The following is a 21,460-nucleotide window of genomic DNA, read 5'->3' as shown; positions in this document are numbered from 1 at the left end:
ATCACATTGTGGCTAGTAAACTTTAAAACATTATGCAGTTAAGTGGCTTTGCAAGCTCCGGTTTAACCAAACTTTACACCCAAATGAATAAGTTAAGACTGCGGCTTCTACCAAGTACCAACAAGTTGTCTGTATCTGTCATTCCGTAAATTTATTGAGTTCAATTAAGATTTTTTTGGGAAAATTTCCGGAAAGTAGGTTTTTCTGCTGAATATACAGAAATAGTAAAGCACACTCCTCTTATAGCTTCTTGTGTATAAAGCCAGTATAAAGTTTGTCTAAATAAAAATAAATCGTTGGACATCTTACCTTAGATATACTTAAAATATTTATCAAGATAGTTGTAAAACAGGTTACAAGCAAGATGAAAACTATTGCGACTCAAGTGCGTAACAAAATATTAAAAAATCTTTATGAAGTTTCATTTATACGAGATCCTGCTGAGTTTGCTTATGAAGCAGCATTAGAAAAACATAAGAGTCATCTACCTGTTCTTTCGAGTACTGACTGGGCTATCGTGGAGACTCTTGAAACTGAGGGAGTTGCTGTCACTTCATTAGAACAACTTTCGATTCCTTCTACTCCACAATTGCTGCAAGCTGCAAAAAAATTAATACCAAAAATCCCCAAAGCAATTTCTGGCGATGAAAATGAATTTGTTGTTCATGCAACTAGTGAACAAATGATGGAGTATCCAGAGATTTTTCTTTGGGGATTAGAACAACGTTTACTCAATATTGCTGAGAATTATCTTGGTCTACCAGTCGCTTATCATGGCTCTTATTTTCGCAGAGATCTTGCCAACCAAGTTGAGAGAAAATCAAGGTTGTGGCATATGGACTCGGAAGACCGAAAATTGTTCAAAGTCATTGTTTATTTAAATGATATCAATGATGAGCGAGGTCCGTTTCAATATATTCCAAAAGATATCACTTCCAAAGTTGCTGATTCTTTGAAATATAAAACTGGCTACATCAAAGATAAAACTTTACAACAGGTGATATCCCAATCAAATTATAAATCCTGTACAGGACCATCTGGCACGGTAGTTATTGCAGGCACTGCTAGTGTCTTTCATCGGGGTAAAATACCTGTAGATTCCGATAGATATTCAGTATTTTTTGATTACACTTCTAGACAACCAAAATTTCCTTTTTATTGTAAATCTTCTCTACCTATGGAGGATTTGCATTTACTTTCCACAAAGTTCTCCGAAGAACAAAAGCAGTGTGTTTTTTGGCGATAACGAATTTTAGCAATAGTGACTTAGGGGAGAAACAGGACTAGCAAGTTTTCTAAGTAGGAAAATAAGGTTTCAAACCTCATTAAAGTAGGCTGGATAACACACGTTCCCATTAATATTCATCAAAGCACTCGGTTTGAGTTCTAACACCATAAATGCCTCATCAGGAATTGGTAACGATGAGTGCAAGCCGAATTGACTCGCGTTTTGAAAACCAAAACGCTTGTAATAACGCGGATCGCCGACAACGACAACAATAGAATGATTTAATTCACGACATCTTGATAAACCCACCTGCACCAGATGACTGCCAATACCTTGGCGCTGGTGCGTTGGTGTGACAGCTAATGGTGCTAAAGCCAGTGCAGGAATTTTCTTTGGTGTTTCAATGACAATGCGACTGAAAAGAATGTGTCCCAGCACATCCTCATTTTCTAGCGCTACAAGAGATAATTCAGGTATAAAATTTGGAGAGTTACGGATTTTATCTACAAGTTCGGCTTCTTGTGTTTGACCAAAAGCATCTGTTATCACTTGGTGAATCTTCGCTATGAAGGTTATCTGTCTCTGCAGTAATATTTAGCATAAATGAGATTGATGACAGATTTTTTAATTTTTTAAATTTTAGCATTTATCATAAAAACGTTGATTTTTCAATCAATAACATTTTTTTGAAAGCTTAAATAAATACCCAACGAGCCATACTTAGCTTCTTTAACTATTTATTTGTTCAGCAGAAATCACTGTTAGAACAGGGACAAAAAAGAGAAAAATCTACAGCAGCAATATTGGCTCAGTCGTCATAAGTCAAAACTAAAAAGAGCTTGACGTCTGGCTTTGAGACCAGAACATTGTACTTCTTGCACGAAGAATCTGCTGTAACTTTCATCAAAACTTTTCTTTTGTGAAAATTTTACTAATTTTGTTTTATTACTTAAAACGAATTTTAAAACGTTGTTATATTTATTTTGAAAAAAAAGACAGTGCAAAAGATTTTTGACGACTTCTTAGCTCATTAAATTCATACAGCCTCTTAATTAGAAAACTTGATTATGAAGAGAATCAGCAGGCGTGAAGCGCTAAAGATTGCAGCGCTTGCGGGGGGTACTATTTTACTTCCCGTAGGACTTCAGCACCGGGGATACGCTCAAAGAGTCGATCAAACAGTCGAGCCATTTACACTTCCCTTTCGTACACCACCAGTGTTGAACCCAGTACGTAGTGATTCAACAACTGATTACTACCAAATCACGATGCGGAAGGCTCAAGTAGAGATTTTACCGGGGCGAACTTCGGAGATTTGGGGCTATAACGGCATATTTCCTGGACCGATAATTAAACAGTCTAGAGGTCGATCATCAATTGTACGATTTATCAATAATCTTGATGTGAATACATCCGTTCACCTACATGGGATGGCATCTTCACCCCAGTACGATGGCTACACATTGGATTTCATTGCTCCAGGATATTACAAAGATTACGTTTATTCCAACCCCGCAGCTGCTAATTTGTGGTACCACGACCACGGGCTTGCTCAGACTGCCAGAAATGTGTATATGGGGTTAGCTGGAATGTATATCGTCCAAGATCAGGAAGAACTTGCGTTGCCACTTCCCAAAGGAAATTATGATATTCCTCTTATCATTCAGGATAGGCAATTCGCGTCTGATGGTTCACTCGTTTTTGATAATCGAAATCAGACCAGTGTGATGGGTGACGTGGTTACAGTCAACGGCGTACCTTGGCCCCGCATGGAAGTAGCTAACCGCAAGTACCGTTTCCGGGTGTTAAACGCATCAATTTCCCGCTCCTATAGACTTGCTCTGAGTACAGGTGATGACTTGATTGTGATTGGGACTGATGGTGGATTGATGTCTGCACCAGTGAATACTCAAGACATACGTCTTGCTATGGCAGAACGGTATGACTTAATTATCGATTTCTCCAAATATGCCTTGGGGACTCGGGTAGAACTGCGAAATCTTCCATTACCAAATAACGTTGTTTTCAACAACATAGACAAAATTATGTGCTTTGATGTAGTGCGATCTGAAACAGATGACAGCCTTGTTCCTAGCACACTACGCAATATTCAATTCATCCCAGAATCCACAGCTGTACGAACTCGCGACTTCACGGTGCAACAGAGAGCTGATGGAGTTTGGGTAATCAACGGCAATGGGTGGGACCGAAATCGAGTGGATGCAAATCCTCAACTCGAAGAAGTGGAAATATGGAGATTTACGAACACCGCAAATCTCTCGTTTCATCCAATGCACCTTCACCTCATTGATGCTCATATACTTGACCGTAATGGTCAACCGCCTTTTGCTTATGAACGTGGCTGGAAGGATGTCTTTTATGTTGGTGAAAACGAGACAGTACGCATGATTGGGAAGTTTAGACCTTTTCGAGGTCAATTTATGTACCATTGCCACAACATGGTTCATGAAGACCGCGACATGATGAGTCAGTTTCAAGTGGGGCAAGGTGGGATCGATCCGATGTCAGCCCCAGCGAGACCTCTTCCAGCACCACGTCTTTAATGTCAAGTATTTGGATGTCAATGTCAGCAGACACTAACCTTCTTTGTAAGTTAGGGTATTCATTCCTAATTGGAACATACCAATTTCCCCTGCGATCGCCCACAGTATCCGACATTCCGCAGGTAAACGAAGAGATTAATAGTATTTTTTACTCATGCAGCCACCTCAAATACAAAAGCTTGACATACTCAATCGTTTTGGCATCGCAACGCAACAGAATCAGCCCAGCAGTGTCACTTCTCAAACTATAGTATTCATTGATACATCCATTCCGGACTATCAAACCCTAATGTCTGGAGTGGAAAAAGGCACACAGGTGATACTCCTGCACCCAGAGTCGGATGGTGTCGAGCAAATCACCACTGCACTGTCCAAGCGAGCAGATATTACCACAGTACATATAGTCTCCCACGGTTCACCTGGGTGCCTGTATCTGGGCAATAGCTGTTTGAACTTAGAAACCCTAGAATTCTACGTCAGTCTACTAGAGCGATGGTTTCCTGTAAAAAAGCAGCACGCAGGTTTTACTCCCTCGTTGTTGCTTTACGGTTGTAATGTTGCAGCCACAGATACTGGCGCAGAATTCATTGCCAAATTGCAAGAGAAAACAAAAGCACAAATAGCTGCTTCCACCACCCCTACAGGTAACGCAGCTTTGGGCGGTAACTGGAAACTGGAAGTCACTACCGGAAGGATGACAACATCCTTGGCATTCCCGGTTGCAACTCAAGTGGCATATACTGGGGTGTTAAACGTCAGCCGCGTCTCCCTAGGTCCAGGAGACAACCAGGGGAATAACAACTCCTTCCGCCCCGCCATTTCAGCTTCGGGGCGTTATGTAGCCTTTCAGTCTAATGCCAGTAACTTAGTAGCGGCTGACACAAACAACTTCAGTGACATCTTTGTCTACGACACTCAGACACGCACCACCAACCGCGTTTCTGTAGGTTCAGGGGGCATCGAGGGGAATAACGCCGTTAATGGGAGTCCCACCATCTCCGCTTCGGGGCGCTATGTGGCGTTTGAGTCATACGCCAGCAACTTGGTAGCGGGAGACACGAACAACTTTAGTGATATCTTCGTCTATGACACTGAGACACGCACCACCAACCGCGTTTCCGTAGATTCACAAAGCAATCAGGCGAATGGCGTTTCTTTATCTCCCGCCATTTCACCAGATGGACGCTATGTGGCATTTGAATCTTATGCTAGCAATTTAGTAGCGGAAGATACTAACAATACGAATGATATCTTTGTCCACGACACTCAGACAGGCACTACCAGACGTGTTTCTGTTGATTCACAGGGCAATCAGGGGAATAACGCATCCTTTTTCCCTGCCATTTCTGCTTCAGGGCGTTATGTAGCGTTTGATTCATTCGCCAGTAACCTGGTACCGGGAGACACCAACTTCAACCGTGATGTGTTTGTCTACGACACTGAGACAGGCACCACCAGCCGCGTTTCTGTAGATTCACAGGGCAATCAGGGAAATAGCGTATCCTTTTCCCCCGCCATTTCAGCTTCGGGACGCTATGTGGCATTTGAGTCTAATGCCAGTAACTTGGTGGCAGGAGACACCAACGACACTGCTGACATCTTCGTCTACGACACTGAGACAGGCACTACCAGCCGCGTTTCCGTAGATTCACAGGGGAATCAGGGGAATAACGAATCCTTATCCTCAGTCATCTCGGATTCTGGGCGCTATGTGGCGTTTGATTCATCTGCCAGCAATCTAGTGCCAGGTGATACTAATAGTACTGATGACATCTTCGTCTACGACACTCAGACGCGCATCACTACACGTGTTTCCGTAGGTTCACAGGGCAATCAGGGAAATGACTTCTCCTACAACCCTGTCATCTCCGCTTCGGGACGTTATGTAGCGTTTGAGTCATATGCCAGCAACCTAGTTGCAGGAGACACCAATGGCACTCGTGACATCTTCGTCTACGACACTTTCCCTACTGTAAGCATTGCTGCCATTGATGCTTCTGCAGCCGAATCTGGTGATGTAGGTATCTTTCGTATCAGTCGCTCTGGAGACCTCACTTTACCACTTCAGGTAAGCTACAGCATTTCTGGTACTGCCACCAACGGCAGTGATTACAGCCCCACCCTTACGGGTACGGCAACTATTGACACCGCTCAAGCCTTTGTAGACATTACCATCACCCCAGTTGACGATAATCTCTTTGACGAAGGCAATGAAAGTGTGACCCTGGCTCTGGTAGATGCACAAAACTACAGTCTGGATTTATTCAACACCACCGCCACAGTTACCATTAGCAATAACGGTAATAACGCCCCGACAAACTTGGTATTGAATGCTACCACGGTAGAGAAAAACGTGCCTGTGGGAACAGAAATTGGCACTTTCACCACGACAGACCCAGACACAAACGACCAGCACATTTACAGCTTGGTGACAGGGACAGGCGATACTGATAATGCCGTCTTCACTATTAACGGCAATAAACTACTCATTAATAATTCCCCCAGTTTTGAAAGCAAACCTAGTTACAATATCCGCGCCCGTACTACTGACAAAGGTGGGCTTTACTTTGACCGACAGTTAACTATAAATGTCAATAAAGGCAATGGCTCTACTGTAACGACTCAACCGACAACGTCTCCCCAGCTAACCAAAATTGCTTCTGATGTCTTTGCCATCAAAGGTAAAGTTAGTAGTAGTCAAGCCAAACTTTCAGTTAAGCTAACAGAGCACAATTCTCAAGTAGTCAATGAACTAGGAGTATTTACCGTTGACGATGCACAAGGTCGAATCAACGGTATTGTCCCTGGTACCTTAGGTTACAGTGAAGCTGCCTTGAATCGATCCCAGGTCATTTTCTCTGCTCTTGCCAATGTCCCGAATGGATTTGATACTGACTTGACACGCCAGTTGGCATTCGAGCCGGATGCCAACTTGAGATTCTACTTAGTAGGCGACAGCACAACCGATGCTGTGTTTTTTGATAAAACCTCTTTAACAAAAGTAGTGTTTCCATCTACCACAAATTTCAAAGCCGAAAGCTTGGAGAATGGAGAGTTCTCTTTTGCTTGGAAAGATCCATTTGCTCAAAACTTTGGTGACTTCAATGATTTGGTGGTCAAGGTGAAAGCAACAGATGAAGAATTTTCTTTAGGTAGCAGTTTGCAAGGAAAGCCGCAAGATGAACTCATCGACTTGCGACAAGTTAACACTCAAGTTAAAGCTGAGTTTATTCTCAATAGAGAAGCTGCTTTCAACAACTTTATTGGCTTTTATGAAATAGCTGATGACAAGGGTGGTATTGATAGCAATGGTGATGGTATTATTGACCAGCGTCCGGGGGATGCTGGTTATGCACAAGCTGCTGTTAAGGGACGTGTTGCCGGGATTGACTTGACAGTGAACAACCAAGCAACAGCAAATTTCACTGGAACTTTCAAAGGCGGTTCGCTGTTTGTCCCGTTCATGATCGTCAATGCCAAACCTGATACACTTTTAGATAGTGATTTCAATAATGACCCGCAAGTTTACTTTCCGTTCTTAGGTGCTAACTCTGACAAAACGGATCATGTTTGTCTGTTGGGGGATAACATCTTTGGTTTTGAAGATCTCGTTAATGGCGGTGACAAGGATTACAACGATGTTACTGTCCGAATCAATTTGACTAATGTTTGACCGAAAAAGAAAAGGATACAAGCCCCGAAATTTATTTCTGGAGAATAAAAAATGCGGAGCAACTTTATTCAAGCCCCTGGATTCATCCGTGGGGTCTTCACTTTTGAATGCGTGACTTTTGACTTTTGACTTCCCCAAAGGGGTGACACTCCCACCTTGTGAAAACTTCGTGCAGGCACTCGTTTATGCCTTCGGCACGCTACGCGTGAACACATCAAGCCGTGGGATTCTAGGCTCAACCTCGAAACTTGTTTAACCAGGATTGCACGCCTACTGAATAGAGGTTTCAACTCCCAAGCGCGTTTCTTGTCTTCTTTATAGTCACGTTGTAGAACACAACCACATTTGCAAGTGTGCGTTCTAGTAGACAGTGACTTTTTGACTATTGCACCACAATTTGGGCACTGCTGTGAGGTCTAGTGTAAAGGGGACTCTCGCTACCGCAAGTAAAACAGCAATGCAACCCCAGCGATCGCAATCACAACACCAGCGATCGCCCTCAAACTGACTTTTTCACCTATCGTCAGAGAAATTGGTATAATAAATAACGGGCTAGTTTGCAACAAAGTTAAGGCAATTCCCGCAGCAGTTAATTTAATCGCTGTCTGTTGCAACCAAATTCCTAAATAAGTCCCACAAAAAGCAGCAAAGATAGCCGCTAGAACTACTCTTGGTGAATGTAATGTTTTTAACTTAAAATCACCTTGTTGCCTGCGCAAGGGTAGCAATATCACGAGAATCAACACGGCTGCAATTAACCGCAACAAGGCTGCCCACAAAGGGCTAATACTGCTATTTGCCAACGCTGCACGAGCCAAAACAGTACCTATAGCATTGGTTACTACGTTTATCAGACCAAAGCCAACTCCCCGCCATAACTGCATTCTAGAAGTATGAGTAGAAGTATCATTTGTATCGGGAGTGCGTTCTGTCACCACCCAGGCAACTCCCAAAATGGTGAGCAAAATGCCACACCAAGCATTAGCGTTTAACTGCTCTTGGAGAAAAATGAGCGCTAATATTGCCGTCATTGGTGGCGCAAGGGTTCCTATGAGCAAGGCACGACGTGCGCCTAAAAAATTTAAAGCTGCCAAGAAGGCTGTATCGCCTAAGCCAATGCCCACAATACCACTAAGAACCAGCAGACACAGGGGAAGTGGTGAAATGTTGGGAAAAAATTCACCCTTGATGAAGATGGTCAGCAAAAGGAAAGCGATCGCAACCATCCCTTTGATCAAGTTGAGTTGCAATGGCGGGATACGCTCCCCCAAGCGCCTATATATTACCGATGCCCCAGCCCACAAACAGGCAGCAGACAAAGCTGCTATTTCACCTTTAAAACTTGTCGCACCCAATTTGAAATAATTATTAAAAATAATATCCATCTCTTTTCTTATAAGGAAAATATTTAATAATTTAAGATAAATACCTCTATAAACTTTAGCACTCAATGCACTTTACTGCTAATTTTCGCGGAACAAACTTTAGCACTCAACGTACTTTACTGCTAACTCTTTTATGGGGAAAAACTTTAGCACTCACAAGACTATAGTGCCAATATTTTTGAACTTTAGTACCTATGGTATAGGCTGATGTCCAACTTATTTCAGATGTTATTTAAGAGGATTTTAGGACATTAAAAAAATTAAAAGCTCTGGTTTGAAGAGAACTCATGTAAGAACTTGGAGGAGTAGAATGAAATACACTTTCGACATCGTAGGAGTATCTCCAGTTTTGCATTTTTTCAGTCACCAACAGCAGAATCTAGAAACACCGCAGCATCAAGGTGTAGAATTAGTAGCAACTCATAAATGTACGCTTGATGCTCTGCTTGAATCTGTAGAACCATTGCCACAAAAGTGGGGCTGGGATATAGATGAAGTCGTAAGTACTGTCATTGAGTTTTGGATGAATAATTCAGAGAGTATTGGCTATTGGAAATCACGTTTAATAGATGCAGGGAGTGATAACTTACTGGTAGCAAGAGTCGCTGATATTAAGGCTCTAAGAGCAGAACTTGAAGTGTTACTGGGTAATAAGTGGTGAATTGCGTGCCTGTTGATAGGAGCTACATCACCAAAATCGTCTTGAATGCCAATTTTAGGGAATGGAACAGTCCTGCCTAACAGCTGGGGCGATGGGCGATCGCCTTCCCAATTTGCCCTCACACCCCATCTTCCCGCTTACCCTCTTGTACACCCATGCCACCCAAATTAAGACTGCATGAAATCAGGCACACTTGCAATCGACTAATACTATCCGCAAAGTAAGCACAACACTTGGACTTGATCTAAGTGGAGTGTCTAGGGGCGCTTTGACTCGTCTCACCCGGATATTTATCTGGGTGACAGCTAAGAAGAAACGAAGCACGAAGGTTTTACTCCCTTCCCGGTATAAGATTACCGATGTAGTTTCTTCTCCCCTGCTCCCCTGCTCTCCTACTCCCCTGCTACCTAAACGGTAATCTTCGGGCGGGAAAGGAGTAGCCTCGTGCGTAGTATCTGCTTAGAATCCCCGTCGATTTATCGCGGGGATAAGTCAAAATAATTATTAGTCTTTAAGAATTTGCAAATCAGGGAAAAAATGGCACAAATCTATGATTCAATAGCTGAACAGTATGAAAATTTTTTCTCCTCCTGCTCCCCTGCTTCCCCTGCTATTGTCAAGAGCGGTAAGACTATTACTTTTTATTAAATCTGACCCAAAGTTTAGACCGAGTCTATTCTAGAAACATAATGAGAGTCAGGTTTTCAGTTGATAGCGACGGAATATAATCTTAGGGAATAATCTATTTGATAGATGTGGTTAATCTTTGCAAAGGCGCACCATAAACTAACACAGAGTCAAATAGAATATACCTGAGAGCCAAATAGAATATACCTGCAACTTTTATAGCAAAGCCTTTTAGAAGTTTTCGCTAAAAGCGGTTTTCGTATAACACACTCTAAATGTGTTTTCACAAAAGCGACATGATTCTTTGAGGAGGTGCAGGAACTATTTTTGCACCTTTTTAGGTAGAGAATCTGTCAGAGTTAATAGCACTCTACTTAAATTCCAATCACAAGACGTTTGTAAGGAGTTGAAATTGTAGAAGCTAACAGTGTCGATAGGTTAGGTCTGAATACTTTAGACCTAGCTGATATTATGATTGCTTTGCAGATTCGTATTCTCTTGACTCTCTTCAAATTCCAATGAGTTGTTGGAGATAGATGAATGTGAATAGAGTAGCAATCACGGCTGGCGTATTAGGTCTTGTCAGTGGTGCCCTTGTGGCTTGCTCACCCATTTCCCAAAATAACAGAGCTGCCATACAGGGTAACCGGAGTAATCAAGCTCCCAAACTAGGATCGGTCGCCGTGACCGTTGGTGACCTTGGTAACCCCTTCTTCGTCCTTATGGGTCGGGGAGCAGAGGCAGAAGCCAAGAAAATAGGCGGTAATGATGTCAAAGTTACCGTAGTTTCTAGTGGCTATGACCTGAACCAACAATTCAACCAAATGGAAAATTTCATTGCCGCAGGTACTGACGTGATCATCCTCAACGCGGGTGACAGTAAGGGAATTGCACCAGCAGTCGAGAAAGCAAAACTTGCAGGTAGTGTTGTCATTGCAGTAGATACGGGCGCTGAGGGAGGTGTAGATGCCACCATTACCTCCAATAATGTGCAAGCTGGACAAGTTGGTTGTCAGTACATCGTCGATCGCCTCAAGGGCAAAGGCAATATAGTTATTATCAACGGTCCTCCAGTTATCTCTGTCGTCGAGCGAGTCAACGGCTGTCAACAGATATTTGCTAAATATCCTGGTATCAAAGTGCTTTCTAAAGACCAGAACGCCGAAGGAAGCCGGGATGGAGGACTCAGGGTAATGAGTGATTTGCTCGCAACCTTTCCCAAGATAGATGCGGTTTTTGCCATTAACGATCCAACTGGCGTAGGAGCAGAACTGGCGGCTAGGCAGGCAAAACGCAGCGAATTTTTCATAGTTGGGGTTGATGGTGCACCGGAAGCAAAAGATGCGATCGCAGACAAGAACAGCTTGTTTGTTGCCACTGCTGCTCAAGACCCGCTAGGAATGACTAAAAAGGCGGTTCAGGTTGGTAACGACATTCTTTATGGCAAAAAACCTGCGAATCCCAACATTCTGATTCCGGTCAAGCTGATCACGCGAGACAACGTCAGCGAGTATAAAGGCTGGCAGTGATATAACATCCAACATTGCAGGAATCCCTCATGACAACGGATATTGCAGCCTCCCTTCCTAATGTACCGAGCACGACCCCAGTGCTGGAAATGCAAGGGATTACGAAACGATTTCATGGTGTACCCGCCCTCCAAAATGTCAATCTTACGATTTATCCAGGAGAGGTTCACGCCTTGATGGGCGAGAACGGGGCAGGCAAAAGCACATTGATGAAGATTCTTGCAGGAGCTTACATTGCTGATGAAGGCGAGATTCGCATCAATGGTAACCCTGTGAAAATTACCGATCCGGGTACGGCGCGACAAGCGGGTATTAATCTGATTTATCAAGAACTCAATGTCGCACCCAATTTAACCGTGACCGAAAATATTTTTATGGGTAGCGAGTTGCGGCGGGGTCAGTTTTTAGACCGCCAAGGTATGGAGCGTGAAGCACAGCAAGTCCTCCAAAGCTTGGGAGCCAGTTTTGCATCAAATGATGTGGTTGGCACTCTCTCTATTGCCGAACAGCAACAAGTGGAAATTGCGCGGGCGCTGAAAGACAAAAGCCGTATCTTGGTGATGGATGAGCCAACGGCTGCACTGTCTGACCGGGAGACTGAGCGGCTATTTGAAGTCATTCGCAAACTGCGCTCTGACGGCATTGCCATTATCTATATCAGCCACCGTATGGAAGAAGTGTATGCCTTGGCTGACCGGATTAGCGTACTGCGCGATGGTCAATATATTGGCAGTCTGACGCGGGATGAAATTTCTCCCCAGCGATTGGTGCAGATGATGGTCGGTCGTCCCATGCAGGACTTTTACGAACATCAGCGGCAAACAAACTTTGGTCCAGTGGTGCTCGAAGTCAGAAATATCAGCGACGGACGCAAGGTTGAACCTGCCAGCTTCGAGCTGCATGCTGGAGAGATTCTCGGTTTAGCGGGGCTGGTTGGTGCAGGACGCACGGAGCTATCTCGGCTGATTTTTGGTGCTGACCGCAAGGTTAGTGGTGAAGTCTTCCTGGATGGCAAAAAACTCAATATCAATACGCCCGGTGATGCCATTGCTGTCGGAATTGGCTATGTCCCGGAAGACCGCAAAGACCAGGGTTTGTTTCTGGAGATGAGTTCGCGTAAGAATATTGCCCTCAACAGGCTGAAGCAGGATGCAAAGGCTGGCATCGTTAACTGGCGTTCAGTCAATCAGATTGCAACGGAGGCGGTGGAAAACTTCCATATCCGGCTTGCCAATTTGGAAATCAGAGCGGTAGATCTTTCCGGAGGCAATCAGCAGAAGCTTCTCTTGGCACGCTGGCTAGCGATTAAGCCGAAAGTCTTGATGCTGGATGAGCCAACACGCGGTGTAGATATTGGTGCCAAAAGCGAAATTTACCGGATTATGAGCGAGTTGGCAGCACAAGGTATTGCTATTTTGATGGTTTCCAGCGAACTCACGGAGATTGTCGGGATGAGCGATCGCGTCCTAGTGATGCGAGAAGGGCAGCTGGTAGGGGAACTTGACGGCAGCCCTGGCAAAGAGATTACCCAAGAAAAGATTATGCACTATGCCACTGGAGCAGCGGAGGTACTAGGATCATGAGTCAAACCTTAAGACCTGTCAAAAATAGACCTGGAGAGCATCCAAAGTCGGCTCAGCGTAAATCAGCCAGCAATTTGCTTCAGGTTCTAGGAATTCTGCCTATTCTGGTGCTTATCTGCATCCTGTTTTCGTTGCTTACCCCCAACTTCCCCACACCGGGTAACGTCGTCAATATATTGCGCCAGGCATCAATCAACATTGTGCTGGCAACCGGGATGACGTTTGTGATTCTTACCGGAGGCATTGACCTTTCGGTTGGGTCAATACTGGGTGTTTCTGCCGTCGTTGCGGTGCTGGTATCGCTGATTCCAGGTCTGGGCTGGGCGGGTGTGCTTGCCGGTTTGCTGACAGGACTGCTTCTGGGGTTAGTCAATGGTGCTTTGATCAGCTTTTTGAATGTGCCGCCTTTTATTGTCACCCTAGGTTCACTTACGGCATTGCGGGGTGCTGCCTTTTTGGTTGCCAATGGGACAACTGTCATCAACCGTAACCTAAATTTTGCTTGGATAGGTAACAGCTATTTGGGTCCTATTCCGTGGTTGGTAGTGATTGCCCTGCTGGCTGTTGCAGCGAGTTGGTTTGTCCTGCGGCAAACTGTTTTGGGGGTGCAAATTTACGCTGTAGGCGGCAACGACCGGGCAGCACGCTTAACTGGTATCAAAGTCAATCGTGTGCTGCTGTTTGTTTATGGCGTCAGCGGATTGCTGGCAGGTTTGGCAGGAATTATGAGCGCCAGCCGCCTTTATAGTGCGACTGGTATGTTAGGTCAGGGTTACGAGTTGGATGCGATCGCCGCTGTCATTCTTGGTGGAACCAGCTTCACCGGTGGTATTGGGACTATTGGGGGAACCCTTCTCGGTGCGTTGATCATTGCCGTTCTCAACAATGGTCTGACCCTGCTGAATATGTCTTATTTCTGGCAACTCGTCGTCAAGGGTCTGGTGATTATTGTGGCGGTGACAATCGACCGGCTTCGCAGACGTTCTGGGCGTTAATGAAGAACACAGAACGCAGAACGCAGAACACAGTTGGGTTCCCACAAATAAAAACAGAAGACAAGGAAGACAAGGGAGAAATTGAATGAACTACAGATTTATCTGTGTCCATCTGTGTCCATCTGTGGTTCATTATTTCTTTGATATACCTTACTCCGGGTTGCAAGCCGCTATATTCTAAGTTCTGACAACTGTGTTCTGAGTTCTTTTTTGTTAAAAATCCAACATTCAAAATGGGATTGCTCAAGAAAAACTTATTTTTCAACCAAGTTTGCAATAGCTGTCGCCAAGAGAGCTGGCTCGACTGGCTTGGGAACATGAAGCGTGAAACCACTCCCTAATGCTTGTTGTTGAGCAGTCTGGGCTGCATAAGCAGTTAGGGCGATCGCCGGAATTTCTCCACCTTGTTCAGCTGGTAAAGACCTGATTTGACGAATCAGCGTATAGCCGTCCATTTCTGGCATTCCAATATCACTCACCAGCAAATCTGGCTGTTCTTCAACCAGTGATGAAAGCGCTTCATGCCCTGAAGCAGCTGCACGTACAGAAGCCCCATAAGCTTCTAGTAGGAAAACTAGAAAATTACGGTTATCTGGTTCATCATCCACAACTAGCACCCGCACTCCACTAAGATCTGGGCTATTACCATCTTTTTGAGTCTCACCTTCAATTGTCATCGAGGACTCAAGCATCAGAGGAAGCCTGACAGTAAAACATGCTCCCTTTCCCTCACCAAAACTTTCTGCTTGGACAGTTCCGCCATGCAGTTCAACCAAGTGGCGGACAAGGGGAAGACCTAATCCCAGCCCGCCAAACTTTCTGGAGTAGCTACTATCTTGTTGACGGAAGTAATCAAATACGTAAGGTAGAAAATCTGGTTTAATGCCTTTGCCTGTATCGATAACTTGAATCTGAGCATATGAGTTAACCGTGTCTAACCGAACTGTGACCTCTCCCCTAAAAGGTGTAAATTTAACAGCGTTAGAAACTAGATTCCACATGACTTGCTGCAATCGTTTGGGGTCGCCGAAAATCGGTCCTACATTCCTATCAAATACAGTCGTGATCTTAATTGACTTAGCTTGAGCAGCAAGAGAGACACTTTCGATAGCAGCAGCAATTGTGGTTTGCAAGTCAACAGCCATTGGATGGAGACTTAACTTACCGCGCAAAATCTTAGACACACTCAGCAAGTCATTAATAAGTTGTACCTGCAACGAAGCGTTACGCTCGATAGTTTCCAGAGCCTGATTTGTCTTATTTGCATCAAGCTTGCCACTCCGTAAAAGTTTCACCCACCCCAAGATGGGATTCAGGGGTGTGCGCAATTCATGAGAAAGGATAGCGAGAAACTCATCTTTGATGCGGTTGGCGACTTGAGCCTGTTCCAAAAGTTTATTTCGCTCTTGTTCGGCTCGCCTGCGTTCCGTGATATCTCTTAGAGAAACAAGATAAGCGGTTTCTCCTTGCCACTCAATTTCTACCACGCGCATTTGGGCAATTTTTTCCAAGCTACCGTTTGCGGCAGTGCTTTCTCTGTTGTATGGGTAAATATCAACCTCTGTGTTATCACTGCCAACAACAGGAAAGCCAAACAATTCACCCAATAGCTCTTCTTGCTTGCAACCAAACAGCTTTAGTGCTGCTGGGTTGATAAAACGTACAATACCCTGCCGATCCACCACCACAATGCCGTCAGCATTCTTAGCAATCAGCGTTTGCAACTGCACCGAAATCCTTTCCAGTGCAGCTTCGACTTGTTGCAAGCGATCTTCTTGTTTTCTGAGTTCTACTGTTTGTGCTTGTAGGCGTTGTTCTAAATCTTTCTTATGCAATTGTGATTGTGTTTTCTTAGCAAGTGCCTGCTTAATAACTTGGGGTAGGCGTGCTAGTTCATCTTTGGGTAGGTAGTCCGCTGCTCCTGCCTTGATGCACTTGACAGCAACAGATGCCTTATCTGTGCCATTAACAATCACAAAAGGGACATTCAACCCTTGTGCTTGCACTGTATGCAATGCCTCCAAGGCATCAAAATCATTTAAACTGTAGTCAGCAACGATCGCATCCCAACTAGAATTGAGATAAGTCAAGTAATCAGCTTGTGTTGCCACACACTGATAGTTCAGTGCAAAATCAGCCCCATTCATCAAAGCCAGAATATGTTCTGTAGTTTGGGGAGAGGTTAATAATAAAGTGTTGCATTTATCATCCACTTTTTTTAACTAGTCTTAGTAGACGGGTGATTATTATGAACAAATCTTAATAGTTATTGTTTCGGCATCATATCACCCAAAGACTTATGTTTCTCATTCTCCCTGTGGAAAGAGATTCGTCAGACGCTCCAATTCGCTTGGTTCTAAAGATACCGGATTCCCTGCGACAATACCCGTGATATTACGTAAAGGAGCGCCAATGTGCATACCCTCATTGTCAACTGTAAACTCTCGGATTTGCTTATCATGCTGTGAACCGCGCATTTTAATAACCGTTATTCCTCGGCGAATTTCCCCATAAACTTCAACATAGCGTAGTAATATAATGACATCAGTCGTTGTAGAGATATGAGCCTCTGAAGTTGAGGTGCCGCTGACAAGTGTCATCGGGGTAGTGGAGGTATACAGTGCTGTGATTTTCCGCTCTCTAACCATTGAGTTAAGACCAACAAGAAATTGCCGAAACCCTTGAGTGCTAGAAGCCCACTCCAATGCCGATAGACTATCAATTGCGACCCGATTTGGTTGAAATTCCTCGATAATCTCTTGCATTCTAATCAGGTGGTACTCCAGGGGATTTGTCTCTGGGTAGCGACAGACGACTCGCAATTTCCCATCTCGTTCCATTTGCCGGAAGTCAACACTCCAATTCAGCGCATTTCTAAATATCAGTTCTCGGTTTTCCTCAAAAGCAAACAGTATGCAGCGTTCGTTATTATTGACTCCAGCTGCAATAAACTCGGTTGATAGCAAAGTTTTACCTGTACCTGTGGCTCCTGACACTAGGATAATAGAATTACGGAAGAAACCACCGCTACACATAGTATCAAGTTCCGCAATGCCAGAGGTGATGCGGGTATCAGAACTACCACCCTCTCCTGTCTCGGTTGTGGAGAGGGGAATAATCACAATCCCTTTGTCAGAAAGGATGGAAAAAGGAAATTCTCCCTGTTGATGAGAACTGCCTCTATACTTAAGAATTTCTATAGTCCGTCGGCGTTTCTCCTGAGCGATCGCATTCCGTAGGATAATTACATTGTCAGCAACAAACTCCTCAACACCGTGAGTGCTAATCTCACCATATTCTTGAGAGCGCTCGGAAGTCACAACAACCGTACTTTCAATTTGTCCTAGTACTGAAGCAATCATGAATAGATCATTGCGGATGTGAGCTTTATCAGGCAAATAGGTAAAAATTGCACTCAGGCAATCCATAGAAACTCGCACTGCGTTCACCTGATTGATGGCATACTTAATGCGAGCAACTAAAGAATCAAAGTCGTATTCTCCACTAATTAAAGGCTTTTCGCCAGGTTGACCAGAGGCATCCACAAACACCCATTTGCCTTCCTCCTCCCATTGGCGGATATCCCACCCAAAGCTCCGCATATTTTTCCGTATACGCTGGGGAGATTCTTCAAAGGTGACAAACACGCCATTTTCGCCGCGTCTAATTCCCTCAGCAAGATACTGAGATGCAAATACAGTCTTGCCAGCGCCTGCGGTGCCAACTACCAATGTTACCCGACCTACAGGCAGTCCTCCTTCAGATAATACATCAAAGCCAGGAATTCCTGTGACAATCTTCTCAACGAAATCTTGTTCGTTTTCTTGATTCATCTCTACAATTTTGTTGTTGATTGATTAGTAAATAGAATACTACTGATTAGTATTACTTAATTATCCAGATGCCTCTGGGGAATATTAAGCCCTAACAAAACTGTTTGCATATCAGATAAATCACCGATAATTCGCACTTTCGGAAGAGGAAATTCCTTGATTAAAGTTGGGGTGACTAAAATTTTCTCAGCTTCAGCAACCTGTGGTTGCTCCAGCACGTCTATAATGACTATCTCATGTCTATTTTGCAGATGTAACTCACACAACTGAATCAAATTGGAGATGGCTCGCTGGGATCGGTCGCTGGCTCCTGTAACATACAGTTTGAGCAGATATTTATCACTCATTTGTCAGTCGAGTCACAACTTGTTAATTTATGTATTCACTTTTTATAGAGGTCATTATAATTTTTAATAATGTTAATTTTTTTCACACTAACGAAGTATTTCTGATAGTCAGTAGTTAGGTAGTTCTGACTTCATCACTCATCAAGCAATTTTCTGCTAATATTATTTGATACTTGCCTAAGCACTGGTTTTGTGATTTAATAAGGCTTGATTTGTTATGTAGTTTGGATTGATGATTAACTCTTTACTATAACTAGATACAAAATATTTGCTTAAATTTATAAAAAAATATTATCAATAAAATGTGAAGTGAAAAGCAGAATTCTTGTTAAGTATGTCGATTTTCTTTGAAATTCATCAATGCTACAGGATGTTGCATTGTCTGTGGAATTATTCATTTAATGATGCTACAGGGATGTTCTGATGGGAATTCAGGGTGCGGATCTGACCTCTCCCCTAACCCCTCCCCTTTTAGGGGAGGGGAATAAAGAACTCCCACTTCCCTCGTAGGGAAGGGGGTAGGGGGGTTAGGTCTTTTGAGAACACGCTTTGGAAATACGCATCAAAACTTTATCAAGTTCCTGCCTCACTTCTTCATTGTTAATTCTTAACAAACGTAGTCCCCGTGCTGACAAAACCTTGTCACGTTCTGCATCGTATTCAACTTGTTGTTCATGAATTTCTCCATCTAGTTCTATCACTAATGCAGCAGCGTGACAGTAAAAATCTGCGATAAATCCATCAATAATCTGCTGACGGCGAAAGTGAAAACCATTCAAACGATTCGCACGCAGATGTTGCCAAAGAATTTTTTCTTCTGCTGTCATTTGGCAACCAAGTTCTTTGGCACGTTGTAGTTTTGCAGAGGTTATGTTTTGTCCGATAACTATATTGCGAGTTCCCTCTTTTCTTGGTGGAGAGGGTTGCTTTTGTGTGGGGTTATTCATTCAGTAAGCATCATGAAAAATTTGTCTGTTTTATCATGGCTGACCTCTGTTTGACCTCTCCCCTAACCCCTCCCCTAAGAGGGGAGGGGAATAAAGAACTCCCACTTCCCTCGTAGGGAAGGGGGTTGGGGGGTTAGGTTTTTCGCTTATGTGGGAGGGTGCGATCGCCACTCTAAAAATGTGTTAAACCTAAGCTGCTTCCTTGATCAGGGCTTACATACATATATCAAATGTTTCCTGAACTCAAAACTCCTTTTATCGAGGCCAAACTTTCATCGCTATATCGGCTAAATATTCAGCACGAGTTTTAATTGCTTCTTCATTCCAGATATCTATTTTGCGGAAATACTGGTTTAAAGTCAAATTACTATCTCTTAAAAGAATTACTTTCTCTTCAAAAGGTCTGTTAGATAACTCAGGGTTATACCCTGTTAGTGTCAGGTTACCCAACGTGTGCAGCCATTTCTTTTGTACATTGCTATAATTAGCGCCTAACATTTGTTGCCACTCTTTACGTAAAGGGGACTTCTGCGGCATGATATGCTCAATAGTCAGTTTTTCAAACTCAACCCGCTCCTTGGTAACAAATTCCTCTATACTTTCTAATAGAAGCTTCACTCGGTCATTGGCACTTGAGCTTTTACTATATAAACTTCCCTGGATTATGGCATGACGGAATGAATCATCGTCAGGCCAGACTTGATTACCCTCAAAGCTTATAAGAACAGCACGTAACCCACTTATCAAATCATCAGGATTTTTTGCCTTTACTTGAGTGTATAAGTTGTTAAAAACAGTACCTAAAACTCTTGTAGAAACTCCTGTTAACCAACGGCGTACAAAGTATGATTCTAAATAACACAGAATTTTTTCAAAATCTTGAAGTGATAAGCGTTCTTCCTCGTACTCATGATAAATATTAAGGAGAAATATATGACAAGTGGTGAAATCTAACCTCATCAACCGCTTAAACCAACGCCTTAGCTTAGGTTTTGGTTCTTCATTTTCAAAATTCAAACGCTGATAATAGTTAGCGAACTGTACAAGGTTTTGTAACTCACCTTTGATACCTAATTCAGGTTGAGCAAAGCTTTTTTCCGATTTGTCAAAGCGCTTTTTAAGAGCTTTATAAACTTCTTTCTGATTAACTGCGTCTCCATCTTTACGTAAGTAGAACCAGAATGCGCTTGTTAATTCATCTGCATATTCCTTTTTGTCCATGTTAAGCTTAAATTTCTCTTGAAGAGGCAACCATTCACTTTTGTACACATCTTCTCGTTCTTCATCGGGTAACTTCATAAATACATAGTTACGAACCAAATCAGCCTGGGAGAGTTCTTCTCCCTTGTTGTTTAAGCTTTCAAAAATAAGGTATGGGTTATCGCTGTCGTCAGAAGTAATGTTTACTAATACTAAACGTTCTAACAGAATGGTTTTAAATTTTGCATAATCTAGGGAAATATCATCTTCATAGTCAGGCTTTTTAAACTTTCCTTCAAAAAATTTGTAAGCTTCATATATTTGTCCTTCCTTTTTAATATCCTTAGCCTGCTTGCTTTGAATAATACTCTTATATACCTCACGGTCATCCTGAGTAGGCAAAACTTTATAGATATCATCATTTTTTTTAAACTTATTTATCAAGTATAATTCTTCGACCTCTTGCGCCATATCCCGGTCGGTCTTTTTAAGATAGTTGCGTAATGCAGCCAAGACAATTGTCAGAGTTGTCAGACGTTGTTGCCCGTCTATAACAATAAATGGAGTAATACTGTCGGCTGTTCCGAGTACGGCTTGGGTTACTATTGGACCAAGAAAATAAAAACCTTGTACCTCCTCCTTGTAGAGACTCATCAAGTCTTCCCAGAGAGTCTCCCAGTTTTCTTTTTTCCAAGAGTAAGGTCGTTGAAAAAGCGGTATTTGAAACTGTTTACCACCTTCTAACAAGTTGCGGAGAGTAGTTTCTGATGCTTTCATTCTTACTTATCAATTCATGTGTAGTTCTATACAATCATAGACAGCCTTTTACATTCTTAAAGACTGACTTTAGATAGATTTACGTTAAAAAGCCCGCGTAGGCGGGCTTCG

General features: G+C 43.2%; 14 protein-coding genes. 7 read left to right on the top strand and 7 right to left on the bottom strand.

Annotation, left to right across the window (positions count from 1 at the left end):
- The first annotated feature begins 364 nt into the window (after positions 1 to 364).
- Positions 365 to 1,246, top strand: coding sequence for a phytanoyl-CoA dioxygenase (locus AACT52_RS30620; RefSeq protein ID WP_073627894.1), 882 nt, complete (start codon positions 365 to 367; stop codon positions 1,244 to 1,246).
- Positions 1,247 to 1,315: 69 nt separating this feature from the next.
- On the opposite strand, the gene AACT52_RS30615 is transcribed toward AACT52_RS30620, so the two are convergent.
- A complete protein-coding gene (locus tag AACT52_RS30615) occupies positions 1,316 to 1,777 on the bottom strand; it encodes a GNAT family N-acetyltransferase (RefSeq protein WP_233153802.1) in 462 nt (153 codons plus the stop codon).
- A gap of 518 nt (positions 1,778 to 2,295) precedes the next feature.
- Between AACT52_RS30615 and AACT52_RS30610 the strand changes: the two genes are divergently transcribed.
- Together AACT52_RS30610 and AACT52_RS30605 are read left to right on the top strand one after the other, a co-directional pair.
- Complete coding sequence (locus tag AACT52_RS30610; RefSeq protein ID WP_073627890.1) at positions 2,296 to 3,792, top strand: multicopper oxidase family protein; 1,497 nt, start codon at positions 2,296 to 2,298, stop codon at positions 3,790 to 3,792.
- Between the two features lie 154 nt (positions 3,793 to 3,946).
- Positions 3,947 to 7,465, top strand: a complete 3,519-nt coding sequence (locus tag AACT52_RS30605) for a DUF4347 domain-containing protein (protein WP_073627888.1) — start codon at positions 3,947 to 3,949, stop codon at positions 7,463 to 7,465.
- A gap of 437 nt (positions 7,466 to 7,902) precedes the next feature.
- On the opposite strand, the gene AACT52_RS30595 is transcribed toward AACT52_RS30605, so the two are convergent.
- Positions 7,903 to 8,850, bottom strand: a complete 948-nt coding sequence (locus AACT52_RS30595; RefSeq protein WP_073627886.1) for a DMT family transporter — start codon at positions 8,848 to 8,850, stop codon at positions 7,903 to 7,905.
- A 310-nt stretch (positions 8,851 to 9,160) separates the two neighbouring features.
- On the opposite strand from AACT52_RS30595, the gene AACT52_RS30590 reads away from it, so the two are divergent.
- The 4 genes from AACT52_RS30590 (at position 9,161) to AACT52_RS30575 (ending at position 14,245) form a co-directional block, all read left to right on the top strand.
- Positions 9,161 to 9,511, top strand: a complete 351-nt coding sequence (locus AACT52_RS30590) for a hypothetical protein (protein WP_073627884.1) — start codon at positions 9,161 to 9,163, stop codon at positions 9,509 to 9,511.
- 1,163 nt (positions 9,512 to 10,674) lie between these two features.
- Positions 10,675 to 11,667, top strand: a complete 993-nt coding sequence (locus AACT52_RS30585) for an ABC transporter substrate-binding protein (RefSeq protein ID WP_073627880.1) — start codon at positions 10,675 to 10,677, stop codon at positions 11,665 to 11,667.
- A gap of 29 nt (positions 11,668 to 11,696) precedes the next feature.
- Entirely contained in the window at positions 11,697 to 13,250 is a 1,554-nt protein-coding gene (locus AACT52_RS30580; protein WP_073627878.1) for a sugar ABC transporter ATP-binding protein, read from the top strand.
- Positions 13,247 to 14,245 carry an ABC transporter permease subunit gene (locus tag AACT52_RS30575; protein WP_073627876.1) on the top strand — a complete coding sequence of 333 codons (999 nt, stop codon included), beginning with the start codon at positions 13,247 to 13,249 and terminating at the stop codon, positions 14,243 to 14,245. The genes AACT52_RS30580 and AACT52_RS30575 overlap by 4 nt, the downstream gene beginning before the upstream one ends.
- A gap of 254 nt (positions 14,246 to 14,499) precedes the next feature.
- Here the strand turns inward: AACT52_RS30575 and AACT52_RS30570 are convergent, their stop codons facing one another.
- The 5 genes from AACT52_RS30570 to AACT52_RS30550 all read right to left on the bottom strand — a co-directional run bounded on the left by AACT52_RS30570 (position 14,500) and on the right by AACT52_RS30550 (position 21,349).
- Entirely contained in the window at positions 14,500 to 16,458 is a 1,959-nt protein-coding gene (locus AACT52_RS30570) for a response regulator (protein WP_073627874.1), read from the bottom strand.
- 93 nt (positions 16,459 to 16,551) lie between these two features.
- On the bottom strand, positions 16,552 to 18,078 hold the full coding sequence (gene kaiC, locus AACT52_RS30565; RefSeq protein ID WP_073627872.1) for a circadian clock protein KaiC: 1,527 nt from the start codon (positions 18,076 to 18,078) through the stop codon (positions 16,552 to 16,554).
- A gap of 56 nt (positions 18,079 to 18,134) precedes the next feature.
- The gene (locus AACT52_RS30560; RefSeq protein WP_073627870.1) at positions 18,135 to 18,425 is read right to left on the bottom strand and encodes a circadian clock KaiB family protein; all 291 of its coding nucleotides are present in this window, start codon (positions 18,423 to 18,425) and stop codon (positions 18,135 to 18,137) included.
- A gap of 527 nt (positions 18,426 to 18,952) precedes the next feature.
- Positions 18,953 to 19,372, bottom strand: a complete 420-nt coding sequence (locus AACT52_RS30555; RefSeq protein WP_073627868.1) for an endonuclease domain-containing protein — start codon at positions 19,370 to 19,372, stop codon at positions 18,953 to 18,955.
- 255 nt (positions 19,373 to 19,627) lie between these two features.
- The gene (locus AACT52_RS30550; RefSeq protein ID WP_073627866.1) at positions 19,628 to 21,349 is read right to left on the bottom strand and encodes a DUF262 domain-containing protein; all 1,722 of its coding nucleotides are present in this window, start codon (positions 21,347 to 21,349) and stop codon (positions 19,628 to 19,630) included.
- Positions 21,350 to 21,460: the final 111 nt, after the last annotated feature.

Origin of the sequence: Scytonema sp. HK-05, from assembly GCF_963872035.1 — a bacterium.
Classification (GTDB): domain Bacteria; phylum Cyanobacteriota; class Cyanobacteriia; order Cyanobacteriales; family Nostocaceae; genus Kalymmatonema.
Note: the sequence above shows the minus strand (reverse complement) of the source record. Positions and strands in the feature narration are given on the sequence as shown.

Excerpts from the sequence above, each read along its gene's own strand:
- AACT52_RS30620 (WP_073627894.1), top strand. The coding sequence starts at position 365 with ATGAAAACTATTGCGACTCAAGTGCGTAACAAAATATTAAAAAATCTT.
- AACT52_RS30610 (WP_073627890.1), top strand. The coding sequence starts at position 2,296 with ATGAAGAGAATCAGCAGGCGTGAAGCGCTAAAGATTGCAGCGCTTGCG.
- AACT52_RS30605 (WP_073627888.1), top strand. The coding sequence starts at position 3,947 with ATGCAGCCACCTCAAATACAAAAGCTTGACATACTCAATCGTTTTGGC.
- AACT52_RS30595 (WP_073627886.1), bottom strand. The coding sequence starts at position 8,850 with ATGGATATTATTTTTAATAATTATTTCAAATTGGGTGCGACAAGTTTT.
- AACT52_RS30590 (WP_073627884.1), top strand. The coding sequence starts at position 9,161 with ATGAAATACACTTTCGACATCGTAGGAGTATCTCCAGTTTTGCATTTT.
- AACT52_RS30585 (WP_073627880.1), top strand. The coding sequence starts at position 10,675 with ATGAATGTGAATAGAGTAGCAATCACGGCTGGCGTATTAGGTCTTGTC.
- AACT52_RS30580 (WP_073627878.1), top strand. The coding sequence starts at position 11,697 with ATGACAACGGATATTGCAGCCTCCCTTCCTAATGTACCGAGCACGACC.
- AACT52_RS30575 (WP_073627876.1), top strand. The coding sequence starts at position 13,247 with ATGAGTCAAACCTTAAGACCTGTCAAAAATAGACCTGGAGAGCATCCA.
- kaiC (WP_073627872.1), bottom strand. The coding sequence starts at position 18,078 with ATGAATCAAGAAAACGAACAAGATTTCGTTGAGAAGATTGTCACAGGA.
- AACT52_RS30560 (WP_073627870.1), bottom strand. The coding sequence starts at position 18,425 with ATGAGTGATAAATATCTGCTCAAACTGTATGTTACAGGAGCCAGCGAC.
- AACT52_RS30555 (WP_073627868.1), bottom strand. The coding sequence starts at position 19,372 with ATGAATAACCCCACACAAAAGCAACCCTCTCCACCAAGAAAAGAGGGA.
- AACT52_RS30550 (WP_073627866.1), bottom strand. The coding sequence starts at position 21,349 with ATGAAAGCATCAGAAACTACTCTCCGCAACTTGTTAGAAGGTGGTAAA.